This is a genomic window from Trichlorobacter thiogenes (assembly GCF_900167465.1).
GTDB classification, from domain to species: Bacteria; Desulfobacterota; Desulfuromonadia; order Geobacterales; family Pseudopelobacteraceae; genus Trichlorobacter; species Trichlorobacter thiogenes.
Genome location: NZ_FUWR01000001.1, coordinates 67727 through 89494, shown reverse-complemented (window position 1 = coordinate 89494; position 21768 = coordinate 67727). Strand labels below are relative to the sequence as shown.

Genomic DNA, 21768 nt, shown 5'->3' with positions numbered 1-21768 from the left:
CTGGCGTTGATTGTCAGATTAAACCGCGTCCGTTAATCGTTTTTGTTTGCAATGCAGCCGGTTCAGGGCATGAATAAAGGCCTTGGCCGAGGCCACGATGATATCGGTTGATGCCCCTTTGCCCACCACGGTATGGCCACCTTCTTCAACCCGAACAGTTACTTCGCCCTGGGCATCGGTGCCGCCGGTGATGGAGCCGACATTGTACTGGGTCAGCTTGGCCTTGGTTTTGGTCAGTTTGCGGATCGCCTTGAGGGCTGAGTCAACCGGACCATCCCCCAGTTCAGCCGTGCGAACCGGCTTGCCATCAATCTCCATCTGAACCGTTGCCGTGGCCACCGCAAAGGAACCGCAGGTTACGGTAATGTGATCCAGCTTGAACTGGTCCTCTTCCCGTGACTCATCAGTTACAATCGCATCCAGATCCTCGTCAAAGACCTCTTTCTTCAGGTCAGCCAGCGCCTTGAAACGATCAAAGGCACGATTCAGCATCTCATCATCCAGATCATGTCCCAGCTCTTCCAGCCGCTTTTTAAAGGCGTGACGACCGGAGTGTTTGCCCAGCACCAGTGCGCTGGCGGTCAGGCCGACTGATTCAGGGGTCATGATCTCATAGGTTGATTTGTCCATCAGCATGCCGTGCTGGTGAATACCGGCCTCATGGGCAAAGGCGTTGGCGCCGACCACGGACTTGTTAGGCTGCACCGCGATGCCGGTGATGTTTGTCAGCAGACGGCTGGCCGGGGTCAGTTGTTCTGTTGCAATGCCAGTGACGAAAGGCAGGATGTCACGACGGGTACGCAGGATCATGACAAATTCTTCCAGCGAGCAGTTACCGGCCCGCTCACCGATGCCGTTGATGGTGCATTCCACCTGGCCGGCGCCAGCCTGTATGGCTGCAATGGAGTTGGCCACCGACAGCCCCAGGTCATTATGGCAGTGTACCGAGATAACCGCCTTTTCGATGTTGGGCACGTTATCCTTCAGGTACTTGATGATATTGAAGTACTCAAACGGCACGGTGTAGCCAACCGTGTCCGGGATGTTGACCGTGGTGGCACCGGCAGCGATTACCGCCTCAACCACCTGGGCCAGGAACGACAACTGGGTCCGTACCGCATCTTCGCAGGAAAACTCCACGTTGGGGGTATAGCCTGCTGCCCGTTTTACCGCTTTAACGGCTGATTCCAGCACCTGTGCCGGCTCCATCTGCAGCTTGTACTTCATATGGATGTCCGAGGTGGCGATAAAGGTGTGAATCCGCCCTTTTTCACCGGCGTACTTCAATGCCTCCCAGGCCCGATCAATATCTTTGATACTGGAGCGGCACAGACCGGCAATTTCTGGCCCCTTGATGCTCTGCGCCACCTTTTTAACCGCCTCAAAGTCGCCTTCTGAAGCGATCGGAAAGCCAGCCTCAATCACGTCTACGTTCAGTTTTTGTAGCTGCTTGGCAAAACGTAGCTTTTCCTCAATATTCATGCTGTTGCCGGGCGCCTGCTCGCCATCCCGCAACGTGGTGTCAAAAATTTTGATTACCCGTGTCTCGTCTTTTGCTGCCTGCTTGGCTTTTGCCATGCTCCACCTCCTGTGTGTGCTGTCCTGAAAATAAAAATACGCCTCCGCCCTCGTCAATGGGGCGAAGGCGTATTGAGCCTCGCGGTACCACCCATTTTCGTTTGCAGCGAGCTGCAAACCTCAATTAAATCCGTTACGTGGATAATGCGTCTCTGGCTACTACGTTGTTCACCGGAGCGGCTCCAAGGCGAGTTCACAGTCTCCATCCACCGGTTCGCACCACCCACCGGCTCTCTCAAGGATGTACCTCTGTTACTACTCCTTTTCTCAGCCTTTACAACAAATGTTGAGACATCATAAGAAGACCGGATCAGTCCGTCAACTGTTTTGTTTTTCAGGGGGTGGGTTTGAAGTTATCAAACAGTCCGTGCCCAGAGCAAGGATCAAAATGCGTACATCATCTTGAACCAGAATTTGTTGCCTTCCGGACGATTTTCAACAGCCATTTCGCGTTGATACTTTAGAATGAAGAACAGGTTCTTGTAATCATATTTCAGCTGCGGTCCAAGGGCTAGAGCCTGGCCTTTGAAGCCATTATTGAGAGCAACTTTAGTCCCGTGCAGTTCATCATCGGTAACCTGCTTGTAGAAATAGCCCCCCAAGCCAACAGACAGGTTATTAAACTTTTGGGCAACGGTGTAGTCAATATGAAATTCCTGGCCTGAAAGATAATCAGTATCACTGTTTTTTGTGTTGATGTCGTACATGAATTTGCCAGACAACTCAAAGCCGCTGTCTGACAGCCAGGTGGCGGCAACAATCGGTTCAAAGGTCCAATAGTTGCGGCCGATATTGGCAAGATCGTTTTTGTCATAACGACCACTTGGCATAATTGTGTCCAAGCCAACTGCCGTATGCAGGTTTTTTGAGTGCCAGGTGAGCAATGGACCAGCTGTGAGGTCGCCGAGACCAAAGCGGGATTGACTGCGGCCTCCCATGGTGACGTCAAGATTAACTATTGGCAGCAGCAGATGTCCACCCAGATTGCCTCCTAGCAGTTCAACTTTGGTGACATGCACCAAACGCAAGGCATTGACAACAGCGGTCAGATTAAAGTCGGGTACCATGCTATTGCCACTGCCGTTGTTCAGGTGCGGAGCGTTATAGACATTGAAATAGTTCAGAAGGTATGTACCGGGAGGCGGCAGCATGCCGGCACCGAATCCTTCGGCGCCATTGGGGTAGGCGCCCCCGCCGGATTCGGTGGCATGAAGAGCCGGTGCCGTAGCAGTAATGATTACCATGCTGGCCAGTAGCACGATAAGTCTGAGTTGGGTAAAAATATTTCGGGATCTTGTCATTGAAGATTTCCTTTCTATTTGAGCGTCAGTAGGTGTCATTAATAAATTCAAGAGAATATTTGACGTAATTATCAGCAGATTTATTCAGCCAGGCGATTTCGTCCGGGGTCAGGTCCCGCTTGTACTTGGCCGGGGCGCCAACCCAGAGAGTGTGGGGCGGGATGATGGTCCCTTCGGTAACCAGCGCCCGGGCACCCACCAGGGCACCTTCGCCCACCACCGCCTTATCCATCACCATGGCCTGCATGCCGATAAAACAGCCATTCTTCAGGGTACAGCCATGCAGGGTGACTGAGTGTCCAACAGTCACGTCATCGCCAATGATCAGCGGGGCGCCTGGGTCATCAGCATGCTTCTTGTGGGTTACGTGCAGCATAGTCAGGTCCTGGATGTTACTGCGGGCACCGATGCTGATGCTGTTCACGTCGCCACGGGCCACCACGTTGTACCAAAGGCTGGCCTGGGCACCGATGCTGACTTTGCCGATTACCACAGCGGTCTCGGCAATAAAAGCGGAAGGGTCGATTTGAGGGGTGATGCCTTTGAAAGGGCGAATCATAGGTTTGGTTCTCCTTAACAGGTCTGAATGGAGCAAAAGTATACACGTTACATTCATGCCACGTCCATGATTTCGTCTTGTTGCCGTGACGGTATTCTGCTACTTTCTTGATTCTAATACATTGCTTTCAATGGAGGAACGGTAATGAAGTTTACCAAGATGCATGGTGCTGGCAACGATTACGTGTATGTGGACTGTTTCAAAGAGACCATGGATAATCCTGCTGAAACAGCGGTCAAGGTTTCAAATCGCAACTTCGGGATCGGCTCTGATGGCCTGATCCTGATCATGCCGTCTGATAAGGCTGATGTACGGATGCGGATGTTCAACAGTGACGGTTCCGAATCAGAGATGTGCGGTAACGGCATCCGCTGCGTGGCCAAGTATGCCTATGACCACGGCATTGTGACCAAAACCGAGATTACGGCCGAAACCGGTGCCGGTATCCTGACCCTGCAACTGTTCCCCAATGCAGCCAACAAGGTTGATCGGGTGCGGGTCAACATGGGACCGCCACGGCTTTCCCGTGAAGAGATCCCGATGAACGGCACGCCGACCCCCCAGGTGGTGGCTGAAGAGCTGACCGTGCTGGACAAGACCTTCAAGATTACCTGTGTCTCCATGGGTAACCCCCATTGCATCATCTATGTGGATGATGTGGACAATTTCCCGGTTGCCACCTATGGCCCGCTGATCGAGAACCACCAGCTGTTTCCCCGCCGTACCAACGTGGAGTTTATTCAGATCATCTCCCGTGCTGAAGTCAAGCAGCGTACCTGGGAGCGTGGCGCAGGTGAAACCCTGGCCTGCGGCACCGGTGCCAGCGCGGTCTGCGTGGCAGGTGTATTGAACAACCTGACCGACCGCACGGTCCTGAATCATCTGGCTGGTGGCGATCTGGAACTGGAGTGGGTTGAGAACGGGCCTGTCTTTATGACCGGGCCGGCTACGGAAGTGTTTAGCGGCGAAATTACGTTGTAGAAACGGCCTTTTCTCGCCCCAGTCACGTCAACCTGCGGGGCGGCATGCTCAACGTACTGCCTGGTACGCTTCCGCTGCCGCCCCTTGGTAACCGCAACTGGAACAAGAAAATCCTCGTTTCCTGATCAGTTATCTGTTGTCCTATCCCCGAGGTGTCCCATGGATTTTTCCAAACTGCTCCACAAATTCACCGTTGTTCCCTCCCTGTCCGATGAGCTGGCCCCGCTGCAGCGGATTGCCTACAACCTCTGGTGGTCCTGGGACCCGGATGCGATTGCCCTGTTCAAGCGCTTGGATATTGATCTTTGGAACGCCACCCGCCACAATCCGGTGGAGATGCTGGGGATCCTGCAGCAGACAACCCTTGAGTCCCTGAAACATGATGAGGGGTTCATGGCACACCTGCAGATGGTGGATGAGAAGCTGACCGCCTATATGTCGGAAAAATCCTGGTTCCAGAAGGAGTACAGCGGTGACTCTGAGCTGAAGACCGCCTACTTCTCCATGGAGTTCGGTCTGCATGAGTCTCTGGCGGTCTACTCCGGCGGCTTGGGGATTTTGGCCGGCGATCACCTTAAATCAGCCTCTGACCTGGGCTTGCCGCTGGTGGGGGTGGGGCTGCTGTATCGCCAGGGCTATTTCCGTCAGTACCTGAATAACGAAGGCTGGCAGCAGGAGATCTACCCGGAAAATGACTTCTACAATCTGCCGCTCACTCTGGAGCGGGATCAACTGGGTCGTCCGTTTGAGATTGAACTGGAGTTTGGTCCGCGTCACTTCAAGGCCCACATCTGGCGGGTGCAGGTGGGACGGGTACCGCTCTATCTGCTGGATACCAATCTGGAGGAGAACAGCCCGGAAGATCGTCTGATTACCTCGCAACTGTACGGCGGTAATCAGGAGATGCGGATGCTGCAGGAGATCCTGCTGGGGATCGGCGGGGTGCGTGCCCTGCGCGCCCTACGGATCATCCCCAATGTCTGTCATATGAATGAAGGCCATGCCGCCTTCCTGGCCCTGGAGCGGATCAGGCTGGTGATGGAGAAGCGTAAGATCAGCTTTAATGAGGCCTGTGAGGTGACCCGGGCCGGCAACATCTTTACCACCCATACCCCGGTGGAGGCTGGGATCGACCACTTCCCCACTGAGATGTTGGATAAGTATTTCACCAAGTATATCAAGTCATTCAATCTTTCTCGGGATGAATTTCTGGGGCTTGGACGTCAGAACACGGTAGACCAGTACGAAAGCTTCTGTATGGCGGTGCTGGCCCTGAAACTGGCCGGTCATGCCAACGGTGTCAGTCAGTTGCATGGCGAGGTCTCCCGCAGCATGTGGAAGAACCTTTGGCCGGAACTGCCGGAAGAACAGTTGCCGCTCAGCTCTATTACCAACGGGGTCCATACCCGTACCTGGATGTCAGGCCAGATGGGCAGTCTGCTGGTACGTTACCTGGGTACCCGCTGGCTGGATGATCCGACCGACCACAATGTCTGGCGCAGGATCGGCAAGATACCGGATGCCGAGATCTGGCGTACCCGCCAAAGCACCCGAGAACGGCTGGTGGATTTTGCCCGCTGCCGCCTGAAGGAGCAGTTGAAAAAGGTGGGGGCTACCGCCAAGGAGATCGCCACGGCTGATGAGGTGCTGGATCCTGAGGTGCTGACAATCGGCTTTGCCCGTCGCTTTGCCACCTACAAGCGGGGTACCCTGCTGATGCGGGACCTGGATCGTCTGGACCGGATACTGAACAATGCTGATCGCCCGGTACAGATCATCTTTGCCGGTAAGGCCCATCCCCATGACACCGAAGGCAAGGAGCTGATCCGTCAGATCGTGCAGGTTTCTCACCAAGAACGGTTCCGGCACCGGATCGTCTTTATTGAGGACTACGATATGGAGGTGGCCCGCCATCTGGTACAGGGGGTGGATGTCTGGCTGAACACACCCCGCAGGCCGATGGAGGCCAGTGGTACCAGCGGCATGAAGGTGGCCTTTAATGCAGGCCTGAACCTCTCTATCCTGGATGGCTGGTGGTGTGAAGGCTATCAGGGCAATAACGGTTGGGCCATCGGCAAAGGTGAGGTCTACGCTGATCTGGAATATCAGAATCAGGTGGAGAGTGGTGCCCTGTATGACCTGCTGGAAAAGGAAGTGGTACCGCTCTACTATCAGCGTGGCGGTGACGGTATCCCCCGTGATTGGGTCAGCATGATGAAGGCCTCGATGCAGTCGCTCTGCCCGGTATTTTCAACCGACCGGATGGTGGAGGAGTATGCCCAGCTTTCCTATATCCCTTCCTACCGTCAGTGGACACGGCTTGAAGCCAATGATCTGGGGCTTGCCAAGGAACTGGCAGCCTGGAAGAAGCGGGTCTTTGGAGGCTGGAGTCAGGTAGGGATTGAGGCTACTGAGGCCAAGCTGAGTGATTCAGTGGCGGTGGGCAGCAGCCTGCCGGTTAGTGCTACCGTCAGGTTGGGTAATTTAAATCCTGATGAAGTGGCAGTGGAAGGCTATTTTGGTGTCCTGGATAATCAGGGGATCATCCGTGGTGGCGAGATTGTTCCGTTGGCAGTGGCAGAAACGCTGGAGAACGGTCGTTACCGTTTTGCCGGAGATCTTGAGTGCCGTTTCTGCGGACGCTATGGTTTTATGGTTCGGGTGATGCCGAGACATAAGGCGTTGGGGCTGATCTATGAGCCGGGCTACCTGATCTGGGGATAGGAAGCTTTTCAGAACGTAGTCCAGGCAGCCGATAAGTAATTCATGGCCTTTCCTTCTGACATACAACAGCAGGTCTATGACCTGCTGTCTCGCAGCTCAAATCTGGCGATTGTACCGGCAGAACCGGTTGAGCCAGCCCCGGTCGGGGTTGGCCAGCAGGTGCTTACCCTGGCGCCGGGTCAGCGGGTAACTGCTGAGGTAACCGGCCAGCCCCAGGCCGGCAAGATACCGGTCCAGATTGCTGGACAACAGCTGCAACTTGACCTGCAGATGGCGGTACGCCAGGGGCAGAACCTTGAGCTGACCTTTGTCGGTAACGATCCCCGCCCTACCTTCGCCATGGCCCGTCCTGGGGTTACGGCACCGCCAGTCAGTCTCTCCGATGCCTCTCGCCTACTTTCCCTGCTGGTATCCAATGAACAGTTCTCGCAACCAAGCCAGCGTTCATCCCTACAGAGTATCGGTGATCTGTTACGTCAATCAAGCGGCCAGTCCAGCGTGCTGGCCAGTTTTCTGGATGACTTTCTGACCTATCGGACTGATGGGCGGGCCGTTGTCGTAGCGCCCGGTGGTTTGCTTGACCAACCGGGTAAAAACGTAGGGGATGAGGCCGGTCAGCCGCCCTCTGCCTCGACAGGTCTGGGTGGTCGGGCAACAGCCGCCTTTGAGGATACCGCCTCCAAACTGTTGTTGAATCTGGCCCAGCGGGCACGTTTGACCCTAGTGGATGTGGCTAACCAACCGTTGGCGCCATTGCCGTTGCAGCCGGGTGATGAGGCCAATGCCCTGGTGCAGGGACGCCTGCCTGGTGGGCGGGTATTGGTGCAGCTGGCCGGAGAATCATTAGAACTACAGCTGTCTAAGCCGGTGGCGCAGGGGGAGATCCTGCGCCTGGCACTGGTGACACAACAACCAAAGCTGGTGTTTGCCCTGTTAGGGCAGCCGGTTCAGGAACAGCCCAGCAGTGTTAGTGATGCGGCCCGCTGGCTAAGTGCCCTGGTAAGCAAGGAAGAAGGGCAGGGCGAGGCACAGCGTGCCGTTATGGGTAGACTGCAGCAGGTGGTCAGTAGTCTGCCAGCTGGCTCCTCTGCACTGGCAGCAATCCTGGATGAGGCGATGACCTATGGCGCATCAGCCAGCCTGTCTGCCCGCTCTTTGCAGAATAAAGCAGTGCCCGCTACAGATGGTAAGCTGGATGATAGTGTGCTGAAGCTGCTGCAGTCGCTGATGCAGGGAAACCGGCTTGCCCTGCTCGAACCACAGATTTCTGCTGAGGTCTTAAAAGGTTTTCAGACCGGTCAGCAGTTACGTGGTGATGTGTTGCAATCGCTGGGAGGTGGCCGGTTCATGATCCAGGTGGGTGGTCAGGCCATGGAGGTGCTGCTGCCCAAGGGAATGAAGGCTGGCGATGGCCTGAATCTGTTTTTTGTTGGTGAGGAACCTCCTACCTTTCTGCTGGTACGCTACGGTAAGGGGGGGGATGCACTGGTCAGCCAGACCGGTCGTTGGGTCAGCACACTGCTGGGGATGCAGGATCAGTCGGCACCGCTTAAAGAGGGGTTGGGTATCCTGCGTACGCTGCTGCAGGGGACACCCTCTGATCCTGCCCAGCTGGAGCAGGTCTTGAAACAGGGCCTGAAAGAAAGTGGTCTGTTCTATGAGGCCCATCTTTCCCGCTGGTTCAGCGGTGACTACTCCCTGGAAGAGCTGTTGCAGGAGCCACAGGGGAAGCTTTCAGTGCCACCCCATGAAGGACGAACGGTTGTGGCGCAGGGGGCGCAGGAAGGCAGCGATCCGCGTACCATGGCGATTGTCAAGGAACAGCTGGCAGCCCTTCAGACCAGCCAGTTGCTCTTTCATGGCGAACTGTTTCCCGGTCAGCCGATGGAGTGGCGTATCAAGGATCGGGAAGGCAGAGGACGTGGCGGCGACGAGCAGGAACAGGCCGCTCCCTGGGAAACCTCACTTGCCTTGACCCTGCCGAAGCTGGGGAGGGTAGAGGTTGCCTTAAGCCTGAAGGGAACCCACCTTGATCTGGTGATTGAGGCTGGCCAGGAGCGTGCAACCGATCTGTTGGAACAAGGGCGCGGGGAACTGCAGGATCAGCTACTTGCGGCAGGACTTGAGCCTGGTAGTATTGTGGTGAAGCATGGCCCGTGAACGGCAGTTTAATGATCAGCGGATGGCTGCGGCCCTCTCCTATAAACAGGGCTTTTATGCACCGGTGGTGGTGGCCAAGGGCAAAGGGATTATGGCTGAGGCGATTATTGCCTGCGCCAAGGAGGCCGGTGTCTATGTGCATGAGTCGCCGGAGCTGGTGACTCTCTTGATGCAGGTGAATCTGGACGAACATATCCCGGCTGAGTTATATAGAGCGGTAGCGGAACTGCTGGTCTGGATCTACAAGATGGAAGGGAAAGAAACGGGATGACGGAAATAAAGTTCGGAACCGACGGCTGGCGCGGGGTGATTGCCCGTGAGTTTACCTTTGAAAATCTGGGGCTGGTGGCCCAGGCCACCATGGACTGGATGACCCGCGAAGGGTTGGCAGATCAGGGTTTGGTGGTGGGGTATGACCGTCGTTTCCTATCGCGGGAGTTTGCCTGCCGTGTGGCTGAAATAGCCGCCGGGAATGATATCAGGGTGTTTTTGTGTGACGATGTTGCGCCAACACCGGCGGTTTCCTGGGCAGCCAAGGCGTTACAGGCCGGGGCTGGTGTCATGATTACCGCCAGTCATAACCCGCCGATCTATAATGGTTTCAAGATAAAAGAGAACTTTGGTGGTTCAGCCCGGCCAGAGACCACACGCCTGCTGGAGCAGATTGTTGCCTACAACCGAACAGAAGGGCGTCTGGTCCGTTCGGTCCCGTTTGAAGAGGCCTGCCGTGGCGGTAAAATTGAACAGTTTGATGCCGCCACCGGCTATCTGCAGCAGCTTGGGCACCTGGTTGATATTGAGGCGATTCGCAAGGCAGCGATACCTGCCGTGGCAGACCCGATGTTTGGGGCAGGCAGCGGTTTTTTTAAACGTCTGCTGGGGATTGATGAAATCCACGCCGAGTCGAACCCCTCCTTTGGCGGCCGTCCGCCAGAGCCGATCGGCGAAAATCTGCAGGAACTGTGCGGGCTGCTGGCAGCTGGTCGTTACCGGGTCGGTCTGGCACTGGATGGTGATGCAGACCGGATCGGGGCGGTGGATGAGCGGGGCGAATTTTTCTCTTCCCACGCCATCTTCACCCTGCTGCTGAAGCACCTGGTGGAACGCAAGGGGCTGTCTGGCGGAGTGGTCAAGACCGTTTCCTCAACTCGGATGATCGATCTGCTGGCCCAAAAGTATGATTTGCCACTCTATGAGACACCGATCGGTTTCAAGCATATCTGTGAGCTGATGCTGGAGAAGCAGATCCTGATGGGCGGGGAAGAGTCGGGTGGTCTGGGGATCAGTGGCCATATCCCAGAGCGGGACGGCGTGTTGATGGGGCTGCTGTTGCTGGAAACGGTGGCTGTAACCGGTAAGGGGCTGCGGCAACAGCTGGAAGAGATCATGGATGAGATTGGCCATTTTTACTATCGCCGGATTGATACCCATATCAGTGGCGAGGCAAAAGAGGCGTTGCTGCAGCGTTTAAGGAACGATCCGCCTGAGACCATTGCGGGGCGGCCTGTCTCCTCCACCAACTTCAGTGATGGCTTCAAGTTTGTATTTGATAACGGCGACTGGCTGCTGATCCGTCCTTCCGGCACGGAGCCGGTGTTGCGCCTTTACAGTGAAGCCGGGGAGACAGGCATGGTTGATACGCTGTTGCGGGCAGCACGTCAGATAGCAGGAGTATAACGCTATGAAATGGCTGCTGAACCTTGTTGCGGTGAACAGTCTGATCACGGTGGTGATCTATCCGATGATAACGCTGGGGGTGGATAAGCCGATGAACTGGCTGGTGGAGATCGGTTCGCTTGTGGTTGGTCTGGGGGCGCTGTATCTGCTGATCCGGTATCGTAAAGAGTTCTAGCCGACGGCCTGGTTGCCGTGTATCCGCAACAGCTCAGGCAGGTCCAGGATCAGGGCGATGGTACCGTCTCCCAGAATGGTCGCCCCGGAGATGATGCGGGCATCACGGTAGATCCGCCCCAGCGGTTTGATGACCGCCTTGACCTCGCCCACCAGACGGTCCACCGCCAGCCCCACCCTCCGGCCATCCTGACGTACCACCACAACAAAGCGCGAGTCTGGTGCCTGGCTGTCAGGTCGCAGAATGCCATTCAGATCAAGGCAGGGCAGCGCTTCTCCCCTGATATTTAAATAGCCCCGTTGTTGCAGCTCTGTCGCCGCGTCCTGCGGTAGATCAATGGTTTCATCAACCAGTTCCATCGGTAGAATAAAATAGCTGCAGCCCACCATGATCATAAAGCCGTCAATCAGGGCCAGTGAGAGCGGCAAGCGGAGCTGGAAGCAGGTGCCCTGCCCTTCAATACTGGTCAGGTCAATCTTCCCACGCAGTTCTTCAATGGTCCGTTTGACCACATCCATCCCCACACCACGCCCGGAAAGCAGGGTTGCTTCGTCCATGGTGGAAAAACCCGGCTCAAAGATCAGGGACAGTGGGTCGCGGTCAGCTGCTTCAAGGGGGCGGATCAGGCCCCGTTCAACCGCCTTGTGCAGCACCCGTTCGCGGCTGATACCCCGGCCATCATCCCTGACCTCAATCACAATACTGCCAGCCTCCTGAAAGGCGTTCATCCTGATGGTGCCAATGGCCGGTTTGCCAAACGCCACCCGTTCAACGGGCGTTTCAATGCCGTGATCAATGGCGTTTCTGATCAGATGAACCAACGGCTCACGCAGCCGTTCTGCCATGACCTTGTCCAGCTCGGTCTCGGCCCCTATTGTTAGCAGTTGGATTTTTTTGCCGCATGAGGCGGAGAGATCATGTACCAGACGTTGAAAGCGTCGAAATAGATCTCCCACCGGCACCATCCTGAACACCATGGCCCGTTCTTGAATCTTCTTTACCAGCAGTGAAACCGCAGAGGCTGATTCAAAGGAGGCACTGTCCCCAAGCCGTTTGACATGGGATTCCAGTTCAGAAGAGGCGGTGACCAGTTCAACCACCAGATTGATCAGCTGATCCAGCTTCTGGGCATCTACTCGCACCACTTTTTGCGCTGCTGCTGATTCTTCTGTACTTGCCTCATCTGTTGGCAGGAGTTGTTCAGGCTCTGGTTGGGCTGTGGTCTCAACTACCGCAGGGGGGTGCCACTGGGTGATCAGGCTTACGAGTTGTTCATGGCGGGGCGGAAGCTGGGTGTCTGAGGCCTCAAAGCCGGCAATCAACGCCTTGATATGGTCATGGCACTGCAGGCAGAGGGCCAGCAGCTCTTTGGTCAGGGGAAGTTCGTTTTCCCGTACCTGCACCAACAGATGTTCAAGTGCGTGACAGAAGCTCTCCACCTGGTCAGCAGCAACAATGCTGGCAGAGCCTTTAATGGTATGGACTGCGCGGAAGAGCCGGTTAAAGTCATCACCCACCGTTGGAGTAGACTCAAGGATCAACAGGGCCGATTCCATTTCAGCCAGCATCTCTACCGACTCAAGGGCAAAGGCCTCCCGTATTTCGGCAAACTCATCCATCATGGGTTGGGTTCTGATGCAGCAGGGCAGCTGCAGACCCGGTTGCGGCCCTCTCGTTTGGCCTGATAAAGGGCATCATCGGCCCGCTTTTTGATACTGTCCAGAGTATCATCCCGGTGTTGGCCGGTAACGCCTATACTGATAGTTATTCTAGCCTGATGGTCTTCACAGGCAAGCGGTTTGGTTGCAATTTGTTCACGGCAGCGTTCTGCAAGTACAACGGCTTGTTCATGAGAAGTTTCCGGTAGAATGCAGAGGAACTCTTCTCCTCCGTAGCGTCCTAGGATGTCAGACGTGCGAACCAGTTCCTGCAGTAATTCTGATATTTTGCGCAGGGCGTAGTCGCCACAGAGGTGGCCATGGGTGTCGTTGATTTTTTTGAAGTGGTCAATGTCGAGTAATAGGATGCTTAGCGGATTACCGTGGCGTCGTGAACGTTCGATCTCTTCCGTCAGTCGGCTGTCAAGATAACGGCGATTGTAGATCCCGGTCAGGCCATCAATTTTTGCCATCTGGATCAGCTTATGCTCATACATGACAAAGTCGGTTACATCCTGAACTGAGATATAGACGGCAATTATCTCTTTGTTGTCATTTCGTATCGGACCAAAGGTGCAGTTCTGCTGCATCCGGGGGAAGACAGCAGAAGATCCGTGGGGGTTCTTCATGGGGAAGAGGTATTTGTGCAGTTTCTGGGAATAGGAGGCGTAGTTGCCAAAGGCAAAGACACTTTTGACAATCCGGATAAAGCTGTTGTCGCACAGGGCGGGAAACAGATCGCAGACCGGTTGGCCGATCACCTTTTCTGCAGGCATTCCACTGTGCAGTTCCATCCAGCGGTTCCAGGCGGTGACGTTCAGTTCGCGGTCAAGCACCACCAGTCCCAGGTTGATGGTGTTGAATATCTGCTGATACTCATTCATAAGGCCCCAGAAATTCAGCAATGGCCTGTTTCAGCCAGGGCATGATACTGTGTTGACTGACCAGAAACAGGTAGCCGCTGACGTTGTACTGCTCAAAATTAAAGACGGTCTTGAACAGAATGGCAAAGGAGTCTGATTCGTTCAACACATCGTCCAGGGTTTCAAAAATCTGTTCCTGTGAGAAAAAACGTGGTGGGGCATAGGTGACCACATCCCCCAGCATTTCGGCAATCTTGCCGACACAGGCCCCGATGATGATATTGCCCACCTCCACCAGGGTTTCTTTTTCTAAAACATCAATGTCGTAATTTTCACCAAGCAGCGCCATCTCGCCATCAAAGATGCGTAACAGTTTGCGGCCTTCGCCATGGGGAAAGACTAGAAAACTGCCGCCGTTGAACTTGCCGCTGAAGAACTGGGTAATCATGCTCATGTCAGTGGTGTCGGGGATCTGGTTGTGGATGTAGCTGATTACTTCATCCGACTGGAGCACGGCAATATGGGGTACGGAGAGGATGACATGCAGGTTTATGATCTCAGCCAGGTCAGCGGCGGCCCGGCCAAAGCCGATGTTCATGATCTCCTGCAGGGCATCTTTCTCAAGTTCGGTCAGTTCCCGTAATGGATTGCTCATTACTGTTTCTCCGTAGCGAGCGCCTTGTTAAGTTCTGCCTGTACCGCGTCCTTAACCGGTGGTTTTTTGAGCAAGCCAAAGGCCCCCAACTCCATTACCCGTTCAATGGTGCGTGTCTGGATATCGGCGGTCAGGATAATCACCCGTGCAGTTGGGTCCAGTTTGCGGATCTCTGCAAGGGCGGCCATGCCGTCTACTCCCGGCATGGTCAGATCCATAAAGGTCACATCCGGTTGAAAGGTTGGGTACAGCTCAATGGCAACGCTGCCGTCATTTCCTTCTTTAATTTCATGGCCAGCATCTTTGGGAATACAGGCCTTAAGGCTCATCCTGGCGACAAGTGAGTCATCAATAATCATAATTTTTGCCATACAGGCCCTCCAGAAACAGATCGCTTTTCAATCTAGCGTTTGGCGACGGAGTATAACAAATCATTCAGGTACTGCAAAGTCATCTTACGCATGATTGCGTAACATCAACTCGTCAGGGTGGGGGGAGAAATAGAGCTGTTCAGATAAATAGCTCTCATGAAAGCGGCTGATATAGTGATTCAGCAGTGTAATCGGCACAATCAGCGGGAGTTGGCCGATGCGGTAGCGTTCGATCAGGCCCAATAGTTCCTGCTTTTCCCATGGAGCCAACTGTTTTTTAAAGTAGCCCTGGCAGTGCATCAGCACATTGGCCTGTTTGGCGGGCGTGGCCAGTAGCTGGAGCGCTTCCATGAAAAGCTTGGTGTAGGCTGGCAGCAGTTCCTGCAGGGAGAGTGTGCTGGCCACCAGTCTTCCCAGTTGCCGATAGTGGTTGGGAGAATGGGCCATTATCAGCAGTTTGTGGATGGTATGAAACTGTATCAAATCTGCTTTGGCAGGTTTGAAGGCAAGAAAGGTCAGCAGGCGATCATAGCAGTATACCCGCTCAATGAAGTTTTCCCGTAGACGGGCATCGCTCAGGCGTCCCTCCTCCTCCACTGGCAAGAGAGGAAAGGCATTGGTCAATGCCTGGGCAAACAGGCCCTGGCCGCTGGTAAGGGGTGGACCTTTGTCCTGATAGATTTTTACCCGGAACAGGCCGCAGCTGGGGGAGTTCTTTTTTAGGATAAAGCCCCGCAACTGGAGTTGCTCCAGCTCTTTGACCCGTCTGTGACACCAATTATGCATCTGCTGCGTAAGCTCGTGACCGGTCTTGACGGTAATCAGGGAAGGTGAGGTTGGATCACCGCTCAGGTGCATCGCCTCACGGGGGATCGGAAGGCCGCTTTCAACTTCCGGGCAAACCGGGATAAAGTGAAAAGAGCCTGACAGCTGATCAGTAATATAGTGATGCTGCTTGTGTCCGCTATCATAGCGGACTTTTTCACCTAAAAGGCAGCTGCTGGTCCCAATAATTATAGGTTGCTTAGGTTTCATTAAATCCCCCTCAGGCGCGCTTTTAGCGATTGACATACCGCCCTTTTGTGCTACTTAGTTGCAGAAGTATATTACCGTTTAGCGCAAAGGAGCTGTCTTGTCATGAATTTTACCATCAAGCAGAAGATGACGGCGCTGATAACCTTTCTTCTGGGTGTGGCGGTGCTGGTCACCGGGTTGATGCTGTTTACTTTTATCAAGATCAACTCGTCTCTGGATCAGATGGACCGGATTACCAAAATTCAGCATGCAGCCATGCAGGGCTCTATCCACATGCTGAAGGCTCGTGAGTATGAAGGTGAGTTCTTTACCCGCAAGGATGATAAGTGGACTGCCCGGGTAGAGAAAGAGGTGGATGAAGTTTACAAGGTGCTTGACGGGTTGGACAAGGTCAATACTGATAAAAAGATCAAAGAGCATAGTACCAGGGCACGTCAATTGGGCAAGGCCTATGTGGATCAGTTTAAGGGGCTGGTAAATACCTTTAAAAGCGGCGGTGATGTGGTTGAGGGACGTGAAGAGTTGCGAGATGTTATTAATGAGTTTCAGCCGCAATTAGAAGCGTATATTCCCAAGATTGCCGACGGCCTCCATAAACAGGCCAGTGCAGAGCTGGATAGCACGATTTCAAAGGGCAAGACCATTATGCTGGCCGTGTTGGTCGGTTCGGCCATTGGGCAAGTGCTGATGTTGCTCTTTATTGTGCTGCCGATACTTAAGTCGATTTCAAGTATGACAGAGCGGTTAAAGGATATTGCCACCGGTGAAGGTGATCTGACCAAGCGGATTGAGGTGACAAGCAAGGATGAGATTGGTGAAACTGCCGGCTGGTTCAACACCTTTGTTGAAAACCTGGCTGTTATCATCGGGCAGGTGGCTTCAAACGCCCGTCAGGTAACGGTAGTGGCTGAGAGCGTGCGGATGAACTCCTCTGCCATGGTGGCAAGTTCTGAAGAAATGTCCGGGCAGGCGGCCTCTGTGGCGGTGGCTGCGGAAGAGATGTCGGCAACCGCCTTTGAGATTGCCAATTCCTGTACCCGCTCAGCTGCCAGCGCCTCAGAAGCAGATCAGGCGACTGAAACTGGCGCACGGGTGATTCAGGAAACCATTGCCGGTATGCAGCGGATTGCAGAACGGGTTCGTGAGGCTGCTGCCAATGTAGAGGAGTTGGGGGCCAAATCGAACCAGATTGGTACCATTGTTGGTACCATTGAGGATATTGCAGATCAGACCAATATGCTGGCCTTGAATGCAGCCATTGAAGCGGCCCGTGCCGGTGAGCAGGGACGCGGTTTTGCCGTGGTTGCCGATGAGGTGCGGGCGCTTTCAGAGCGGACCACCAAGGCTACCAAGGAAATTGGTGATATGATCCGCATGATTCAGCAGGAGACTGGCGGTGCGGTCAAGGCCATTGAAAACGGTGTGGCTGAGGTGGAGAACGGCACCCGTGAGGCAAGCCGTTCCGGTGAAGCTCTTGGGGTTATTACCAACGAAATTCAGAATGTTACCCAACAGATGAGTCAGATCGCCACGGCAGCTGAAGAGCAAAGCGCCACTACCAATACCATTAGCCAAAGTATCCGCCAGATTACTGATGTGGTGCAGGAGAGCACTGACAAGGCTCAGAGCTCGGCAAGCTCTGCCGAAGAGCTGTCCCGCCTGGCTGATGAGCTGCAGAGACTGATGGGTAAATTCAGAGTTTGAATTTTAAGCCGGACCTATGGTAAAAAAACGTTGAAACAGTTTATGATACCAATCTTAATGACGCCTAAGGGGCACAGGGAGGAACAGTTATATGGCTAACATTCTGATCGTTGATGATTCATCCACCATGAGAAAGATCATTTCCCGCTCACTTCGTCAGGCCGGGCTGCCGGTTGACGATATCCTTGAAGGTGGTGATGGTATTGAGGGCTTAAATGTTCTGCAAACCTCGGGGAAAACCGTTGATCTGATCCTGTCCGATATCAATATGCCCAATATGGACGGTCTTGAGTTTGTCAAGGCGGTGCGGGCTAACGGCTTTTCTATGCCGATTGTGATGATTACCACTGAAGGTGGCGAAGATGTGATTGCTGATGCCATTGCCAGTGGTGCTAAAGACAGTATCAAGAAGCCATTTACCCCGGAACAGCTGAATGAAAAGCTGGGAGCGCTCCTATGAGTCTGAATGCCGAGATTGCTGATAGTCTCAAATTCTCGGAACAACAGCTTTCCGAGTATATTATCAATGCCACTCGTGAGGTTTTTTCCACGATGGTGATGATGGAACCGGCTGACGATTTTCCCTTAAAAGAGCCTGTTACCCATTTCAAGTGCAGTATTACCGGTATGGTGGGGTTTGCCGGCACCTATTCCGGTGTTATTTCCATGCACTGCCCGATGCATCTTGCAAAAAGAATCACCGGTGCCATGCTTGGAATGGATGAAAGCGAAGTTGAAGAAGGTGGCGAGGACTTGAATGACGCCATTGGTGAGATCGCCAACATGCTGGGTGGTAGCGTCAAGATGATTCTTTCCAAGGGTGGCTTGGATGTCAAACTTTCCATTCCTACCGTTATTGCCGGTGAAGATTATACGGTTAACTCACTTTCGGACATCGATTGTGTTGTCATTCCGTTTAATGTTGATGGCAGTGACCGGTTCCTTGTTGGCTTGACCCTCAAGAAAGAAGAGTAATCCCCCGATTTAACTAGTACGGGGTGCATATTTGCACCCCGTGCAGTTCACTTTGTATCTCCCGCGAGTTTCAGATGGATGGTTATGTAAAGCTGCATGAGATGCTGGAGACCGCTCTACGGCAAGCCGGTGAAGAAGCTGGAATGCTGTTGGGCCAAGGGTTGACTGCAACCCTGACGGACTCCTTGACCTTTAGCAAGGCTGCCTACTTTGGTGACCTTGATGACGGTGTTTTTGTGTTGGCTGTAGAATCACGGGAAGAGTATGTGGGCCAGTTCCATCTGGTCTTCAACCTGCGGGATGCCATTTTGATGAGCAGCCTGCTGTTGGGAATACCTGCCCCAAGAATCAAAGAAAAACAACGCCTGTCTATTATTGAGCCTGATGATATCGATGCATTCGGTGAAATCGGCAATATGATCAATGGCGCCATGAACACAACCTTTCAGGGTTCGTTGTCCGGTAAGGCACACCTGAAGCTGTTGGGCTCAAAAAAATATGTTCCGGAGATTGATCCGCTAACAGATGATGATCCTCTGCCAAATGGCGACTATCTGATGTTTCGCTCTCGCTTGGAGATGGAAGGTCAGGAGATGCATCATCTGGATGTGTTGATTCCGGTTGAACTGGGTAATCAGTATGATCCTCCCCCTGAGGCGCCTGTCGCCGCTGTTGTTGAAGAGGCTGCGGCTACAGTAGCTTCGGTAGCTAACGCTGAAGGGGTAGCTGATGAGCAGGCTGCTGCCAGTGATGAACCGCCTGCCCGTAAGGCTGGCGGTGTTGCCGGTACTGTTGGCGAGGAGATGATTGCTGTTTTTGAGGATAGTGATGAAGAACGTTCACAGCTCTTGGAATCACTCCGGTTCACCAATTTTAAGTTGGTTGAATCGACGCTGAATGCAGACGTTAAAGAAATATTTTCCCAGGGGAATGTGCGGCTGGTGCTGATCGGGTCTCAGGACGCCGATGATCGTGAACTGGCAGTCTGTATCAAGATTAATGCCTTGCGCCAGGATCAGCCGGTACCTATCATTATGTGTGCCCAACGCTGGACCCGTACCGCCGTATTGAAAGCGCTTAAATACGGGGCCCAGGATATTATTATCAAACCTTGTGATCCTGATGAACTGGCGAGTAAGGTAAAACGGTTATGTCGTCTCCCCTTGTCCTGATAGTTCGATTAAGTTTAAGTAGGTCAGGCTCGCTCGGCTCGGCTTTGCGGATGACTGTTTTCTCGCTGTTGCTGACATGGCTGCTTATGCCGCTGACTTCATACGCATCCATCCCGAACCAGATCCATCGTATTGAAATCCGACCAAAAACTCATTTTACCCGCATAACCGTTAAGCTCTCTGATGAACCTCACTTTAAGTTCTCTAAAATACCGGGCAACCGTCTCAGGATCAGGTTTAATGACACCTCTGCGCCACTTTTAAGATCGTTGCGCAGATACTCGGATTCAAACATCGGTGGGCTAATGGTGTCTCAGCGCGGTGGTGATACGGTGCTGACCTTTGCTGTCGCAGCCAATCGTGTTGGCTGGAGGATGGTCCATGTCGAAGGGGTCCCCGCACTTTCGTTGGATGTTGGTCCGGTCTTTCTTGCCAGTACAACGGGCCGTCAGGCACTGCCAGGCAGAGAAAGAATCAGAAACGGCGCTGAAAAGTTATTGAAAAACTTTGATCCCCCACTTAAGCCGGAGATCCCCTTTGTGCCGACGGATCGGAATGCGCTTAAAACCCTGCTGAATGATGATGATCAACGTCTGTTTCTGGCCGCAGAGGGAGCCTTGTATAAGGGGAAGTTGACGGCTGCTGAAGACGGTTTTGCCTTGTTTGCGTCCCGTCAATCTCAGATCCGTCCACTGGCGTTGTATCGCTTGGCAGAGACGCAATATCGACTGCAAAAATATACGCAGGCACTGGAGAGTTTTCGTGAGGCTGCCCGTGAATGGCAAGAGTTTCTGACGTTCAATCCTGCAATTATGTTTTACTACGGGGATAGTATTGCCCGTAGTGGCGATTTGCCAGGTGGTCGGCAGCTTTTGGCCAAGCTGATTGTTGCCAATGCCGACAAAAAGTATGCCCCTGTGTTGTTGGTGCGCATGGCTGATGTGTTGACACGACAGGGTGGCGAAGAAAATGCCAGGGCGATTTATAGCAATGTGTCAGAGTCATTCAAAGACAACAAGGCGCACCAGATTGCTGTCATGAAGTTGGCAGACCGGGCCTTTCTTGAGGCGACCCCCGATGATTATCAGGCGCTTAGTAAGACCTATGCTGATATCGCCGCCAATACGTCTGATTTTGATTTGCGTGAAGAGACTGTCTTTAAGCATGCATTGCTGGAGGCTATTAACGGTCCGGCTGATACTGCCCTTGATCTTGTGGTGGTGTATCAAAAGCGATTTCCCAAAGGTGTCTATAGTACCGTTATCAGGGACATTCGGGAAGACTTGGTAGCCCTGGTATATCAAGGAACGAACTGGGCTAAAAATCCGACTGGGTTGATCCGGCTAGTGACTGACAATCAGGATTACTTGGCTACAACAGTCAGGATCCCAGGTTTTTTGCCTGCGGTCTCTGCTGCCTTTGACAAGTCCGGGCGCCCTTTAGATTTGATTGTGCTCTACGCTGGTTTGCTTGATCGTCCCTGGATAGGCGAGGATAATGCCCCTTACTTGACGCTACAGGTTGCTGATCAGGCAGAGCTGCTGGGTGATACGGTTATGGCCAGAAAGGTGTTGCAGAGTTTTCTACAGCGTAATCCGGTGCACAGCCAATCTCGCTGGGCGCGCGAGCGTCTGGGGGCGATTCAGTTTGCTGCCCGCGAGTTGCCAGAAGTGCGTGCCGGGCTTTCCTGGTTATTGAATAAGAATGAACGGGCGTCGTTCCCGGTCAGTTACTATTATCTCGGGCGTTCTTTGTGGGATGCTAAAGAGTACTCCCGTTCAGCTGTGGCAATGGAGTCATATCTTGCTGCGGTGAAGGGGGTGAAAGAACTGCCGGTGCTGGTGGGGGATGCCTACTATGTTGCGGCCTCTTCTCGTCTGGCTCTGGGAGATCGGAAGGCGGCTATAGGCTTGTTTGAATCTGGTTTGAAGGCCGCATCAAAAGAACGCAAAGATCAATTCCTCTATAAACTTGGCGAGTTGGCGGCCCTTGAGGGTAAGTCTGAACAATCTCGGGCCATGTTTGAGCGGGTCTTGAAAGAAGGCACTGATCCAGATTGGCAGCGCCTTGCTCGTCAGTCTTTGGAAGAGGGGAAGCTTTCCCGCCAGCCCCAACCCACGTCAAAGAAAAAATAGTGTCAAAAATATGCTGTTGTCAAAAAAACGACACGCCAGTATGGT

General features: G+C 53.6%; 19 protein-coding genes and 1 other annotated feature. Of the genes, 11 read left to right on the top strand and 8 right to left on the bottom strand.

The window, feature by feature from the left end:
* Window positions 1-18 precede the first annotated feature (18 nt).
* The 3 genes from B5D39_RS00420 to B5D39_RS00410 all read right to left on the bottom strand — a co-directional run bounded on the left by B5D39_RS00420 (window position 19) and on the right by B5D39_RS00410 (window position 3438).
* A complete protein-coding gene (locus B5D39_RS00420) occupies window positions 19-1578 on the bottom strand; it encodes a 2-isopropylmalate synthase (protein WP_078788409.1) in 1560 nt (519 codons plus the stop codon).
* Between the two features lie 54 nt (window positions 1579-1632).
* Window positions 1633-1856: a binding site (T-box leader), on the bottom strand.
* A 105-nt stretch (window positions 1857-1961) separates the two neighbouring features.
* Window positions 1962-2879 (bottom strand): SphA family protein, encoded by a 918-nt coding sequence (locus B5D39_RS00415; RefSeq protein ID WP_078788408.1) that lies wholly within the window; start codon window positions 2877-2879, stop codon window positions 1962-1964.
* A gap of 25 nt (window positions 2880-2904) precedes the next feature.
* Window positions 2905-3438 (bottom strand): gamma carbonic anhydrase family protein, encoded by a 534-nt coding sequence (locus B5D39_RS00410; RefSeq protein WP_078788407.1) that lies wholly within the window; start codon window positions 3436-3438, stop codon window positions 2905-2907.
* Window positions 3439-3582: 144 nt separating this feature from the next.
* Here B5D39_RS00410 and dapF point away from each other — a divergent pair, with 144 nt between their 5' ends.
* The 6 genes from dapF to B5D39_RS16880 all read left to right on the top strand — a co-directional run bounded on the left by dapF (window position 3583) and on the right by B5D39_RS16880 (window position 11155).
* Window positions 3583-4419, top strand: a complete 837-nt coding sequence (dapF, locus tag B5D39_RS00405; protein ID WP_078788406.1) for a diaminopimelate epimerase — start codon at window positions 3583-3585, stop codon at window positions 4417-4419.
* A gap of 159 nt (window positions 4420-4578) precedes the next feature.
* Entirely contained in the window at window positions 4579-7143 is a 2565-nt protein-coding gene (locus B5D39_RS00400; protein WP_078788405.1) for a glycosyltransferase family 1 protein, read from the top strand.
* Between the two features lie 42 nt (window positions 7144-7185).
* Window positions 7186-9303 carry a flagellar hook-length control protein FliK gene (fliK, locus tag B5D39_RS00395; RefSeq protein ID WP_078788404.1) on the top strand — a complete coding sequence of 706 codons (2118 nt, stop codon included), beginning with the start codon at window positions 7186-7188 and terminating at the stop codon, window positions 9301-9303.
* Window positions 9293-9574, top strand: a complete 282-nt coding sequence (locus B5D39_RS00390) for an EscU/YscU/HrcU family type III secretion system export apparatus switch protein (RefSeq protein ID WP_078788403.1) — start codon at window positions 9293-9295, stop codon at window positions 9572-9574. Before fliK ends, B5D39_RS00390 begins: the two co-directional genes overlap by 11 nt.
* Complete coding sequence (locus B5D39_RS00385) at window positions 9571-10980, top strand: phosphoglucomutase/phosphomannomutase family protein (RefSeq protein WP_078788402.1); 1410 nt, start codon at window positions 9571-9573, stop codon at window positions 10978-10980. The genes B5D39_RS00390 and B5D39_RS00385 overlap by 4 nt, the downstream gene beginning before the upstream one ends.
* 4 nt (window positions 10981-10984) lie before the next feature.
* On the top strand, window positions 10985-11155 hold the full coding sequence (locus tag B5D39_RS16880) for a hypothetical protein (protein ID WP_153304296.1): 171 nt from the start codon (window positions 10985-10987) through the stop codon (window positions 11153-11155).
* Here B5D39_RS16880 and B5D39_RS00380 read toward each other — a convergent pair.
* The 5 genes from B5D39_RS00380 to B5D39_RS00360 all read right to left on the bottom strand — a co-directional run bounded on the left by B5D39_RS00380 (window position 11152) and on the right by B5D39_RS00360 (window position 15737).
* Window positions 11152-12774, bottom strand: coding sequence for a chemotaxis protein CheA (locus B5D39_RS00380; protein ID WP_161947391.1), 1623 nt, complete (start codon window positions 12772-12774; stop codon window positions 11152-11154). The two genes, B5D39_RS16880 and B5D39_RS00380, sit on opposite strands and share 4 nt — an antisense overlap.
* Window positions 12774-13697, bottom strand: a complete 924-nt coding sequence (locus tag B5D39_RS00375) for a sensor domain-containing diguanylate cyclase (RefSeq protein WP_078788400.1) — start codon at window positions 13695-13697, stop codon at window positions 12774-12776. Before B5D39_RS00375 ends, B5D39_RS00380 begins: the two co-directional genes overlap by 1 nt.
* Window positions 13690-14331 carry a chemotaxis protein CheC gene (locus B5D39_RS00370; RefSeq protein ID WP_078788399.1) on the bottom strand — a complete coding sequence of 214 codons (642 nt, stop codon included), beginning with the start codon at window positions 14329-14331 and terminating at the stop codon, window positions 13690-13692. The genes B5D39_RS00375 and B5D39_RS00370 overlap by 8 nt, the downstream gene beginning before the upstream one ends.
* Entirely contained in the window at window positions 14331-14702 is a 372-nt protein-coding gene (locus B5D39_RS00365; RefSeq protein WP_078788398.1) for a response regulator transcription factor, read from the bottom strand. The genes B5D39_RS00370 and B5D39_RS00365 overlap by 1 nt, the downstream gene beginning before the upstream one ends.
* Before the next feature lie 84 nt (window positions 14703-14786).
* On the bottom strand, window positions 14787-15737 hold the full coding sequence (locus tag B5D39_RS00360) for a YbgA family protein (RefSeq protein ID WP_078788397.1): 951 nt from the start codon (window positions 15735-15737) through the stop codon (window positions 14787-14789).
* 102 nt (window positions 15738-15839) lie between these two features.
* Between B5D39_RS00360 and B5D39_RS00355 the strand changes: the two genes are divergently transcribed.
* From B5D39_RS00355 to B5D39_RS00335, 5 genes are all read left to right on the top strand, one after another.
* A complete protein-coding gene (locus tag B5D39_RS00355) occupies window positions 15840-17441 on the top strand; it encodes a methyl-accepting chemotaxis protein (protein WP_078788396.1) in 1602 nt (533 codons plus the stop codon).
* Between the two features lie 91 nt (window positions 17442-17532).
* Window positions 17533-17901 (top strand): response regulator, encoded by a 369-nt coding sequence (locus tag B5D39_RS00350; protein ID WP_078788395.1) that lies wholly within the window; start codon window positions 17533-17535, stop codon window positions 17899-17901.
* Window positions 17898-18416 carry a chemotaxis protein CheX gene (locus B5D39_RS00345; RefSeq protein ID WP_078788394.1) on the top strand — a complete coding sequence of 173 codons (519 nt, stop codon included), beginning with the start codon at window positions 17898-17900 and terminating at the stop codon, window positions 18414-18416. Before B5D39_RS00350 ends, B5D39_RS00345 begins: the two co-directional genes overlap by 4 nt.
* Before the next feature lie 74 nt (window positions 18417-18490).
* Entirely contained in the window at window positions 18491-19588 is a 1098-nt protein-coding gene (locus B5D39_RS00340; protein WP_078788393.1) for a response regulator, read from the top strand.
* 305 nt (window positions 19589-19893) lie between these two features.
* Window positions 19894-21723, top strand: coding sequence for a tetratricopeptide repeat protein (locus B5D39_RS00335; protein ID WP_161947390.1), 1830 nt, complete (start codon window positions 19894-19896; stop codon window positions 21721-21723).
* The last annotated feature ends 45 nt before the right edge of the window (window positions 21724-21768 follow it).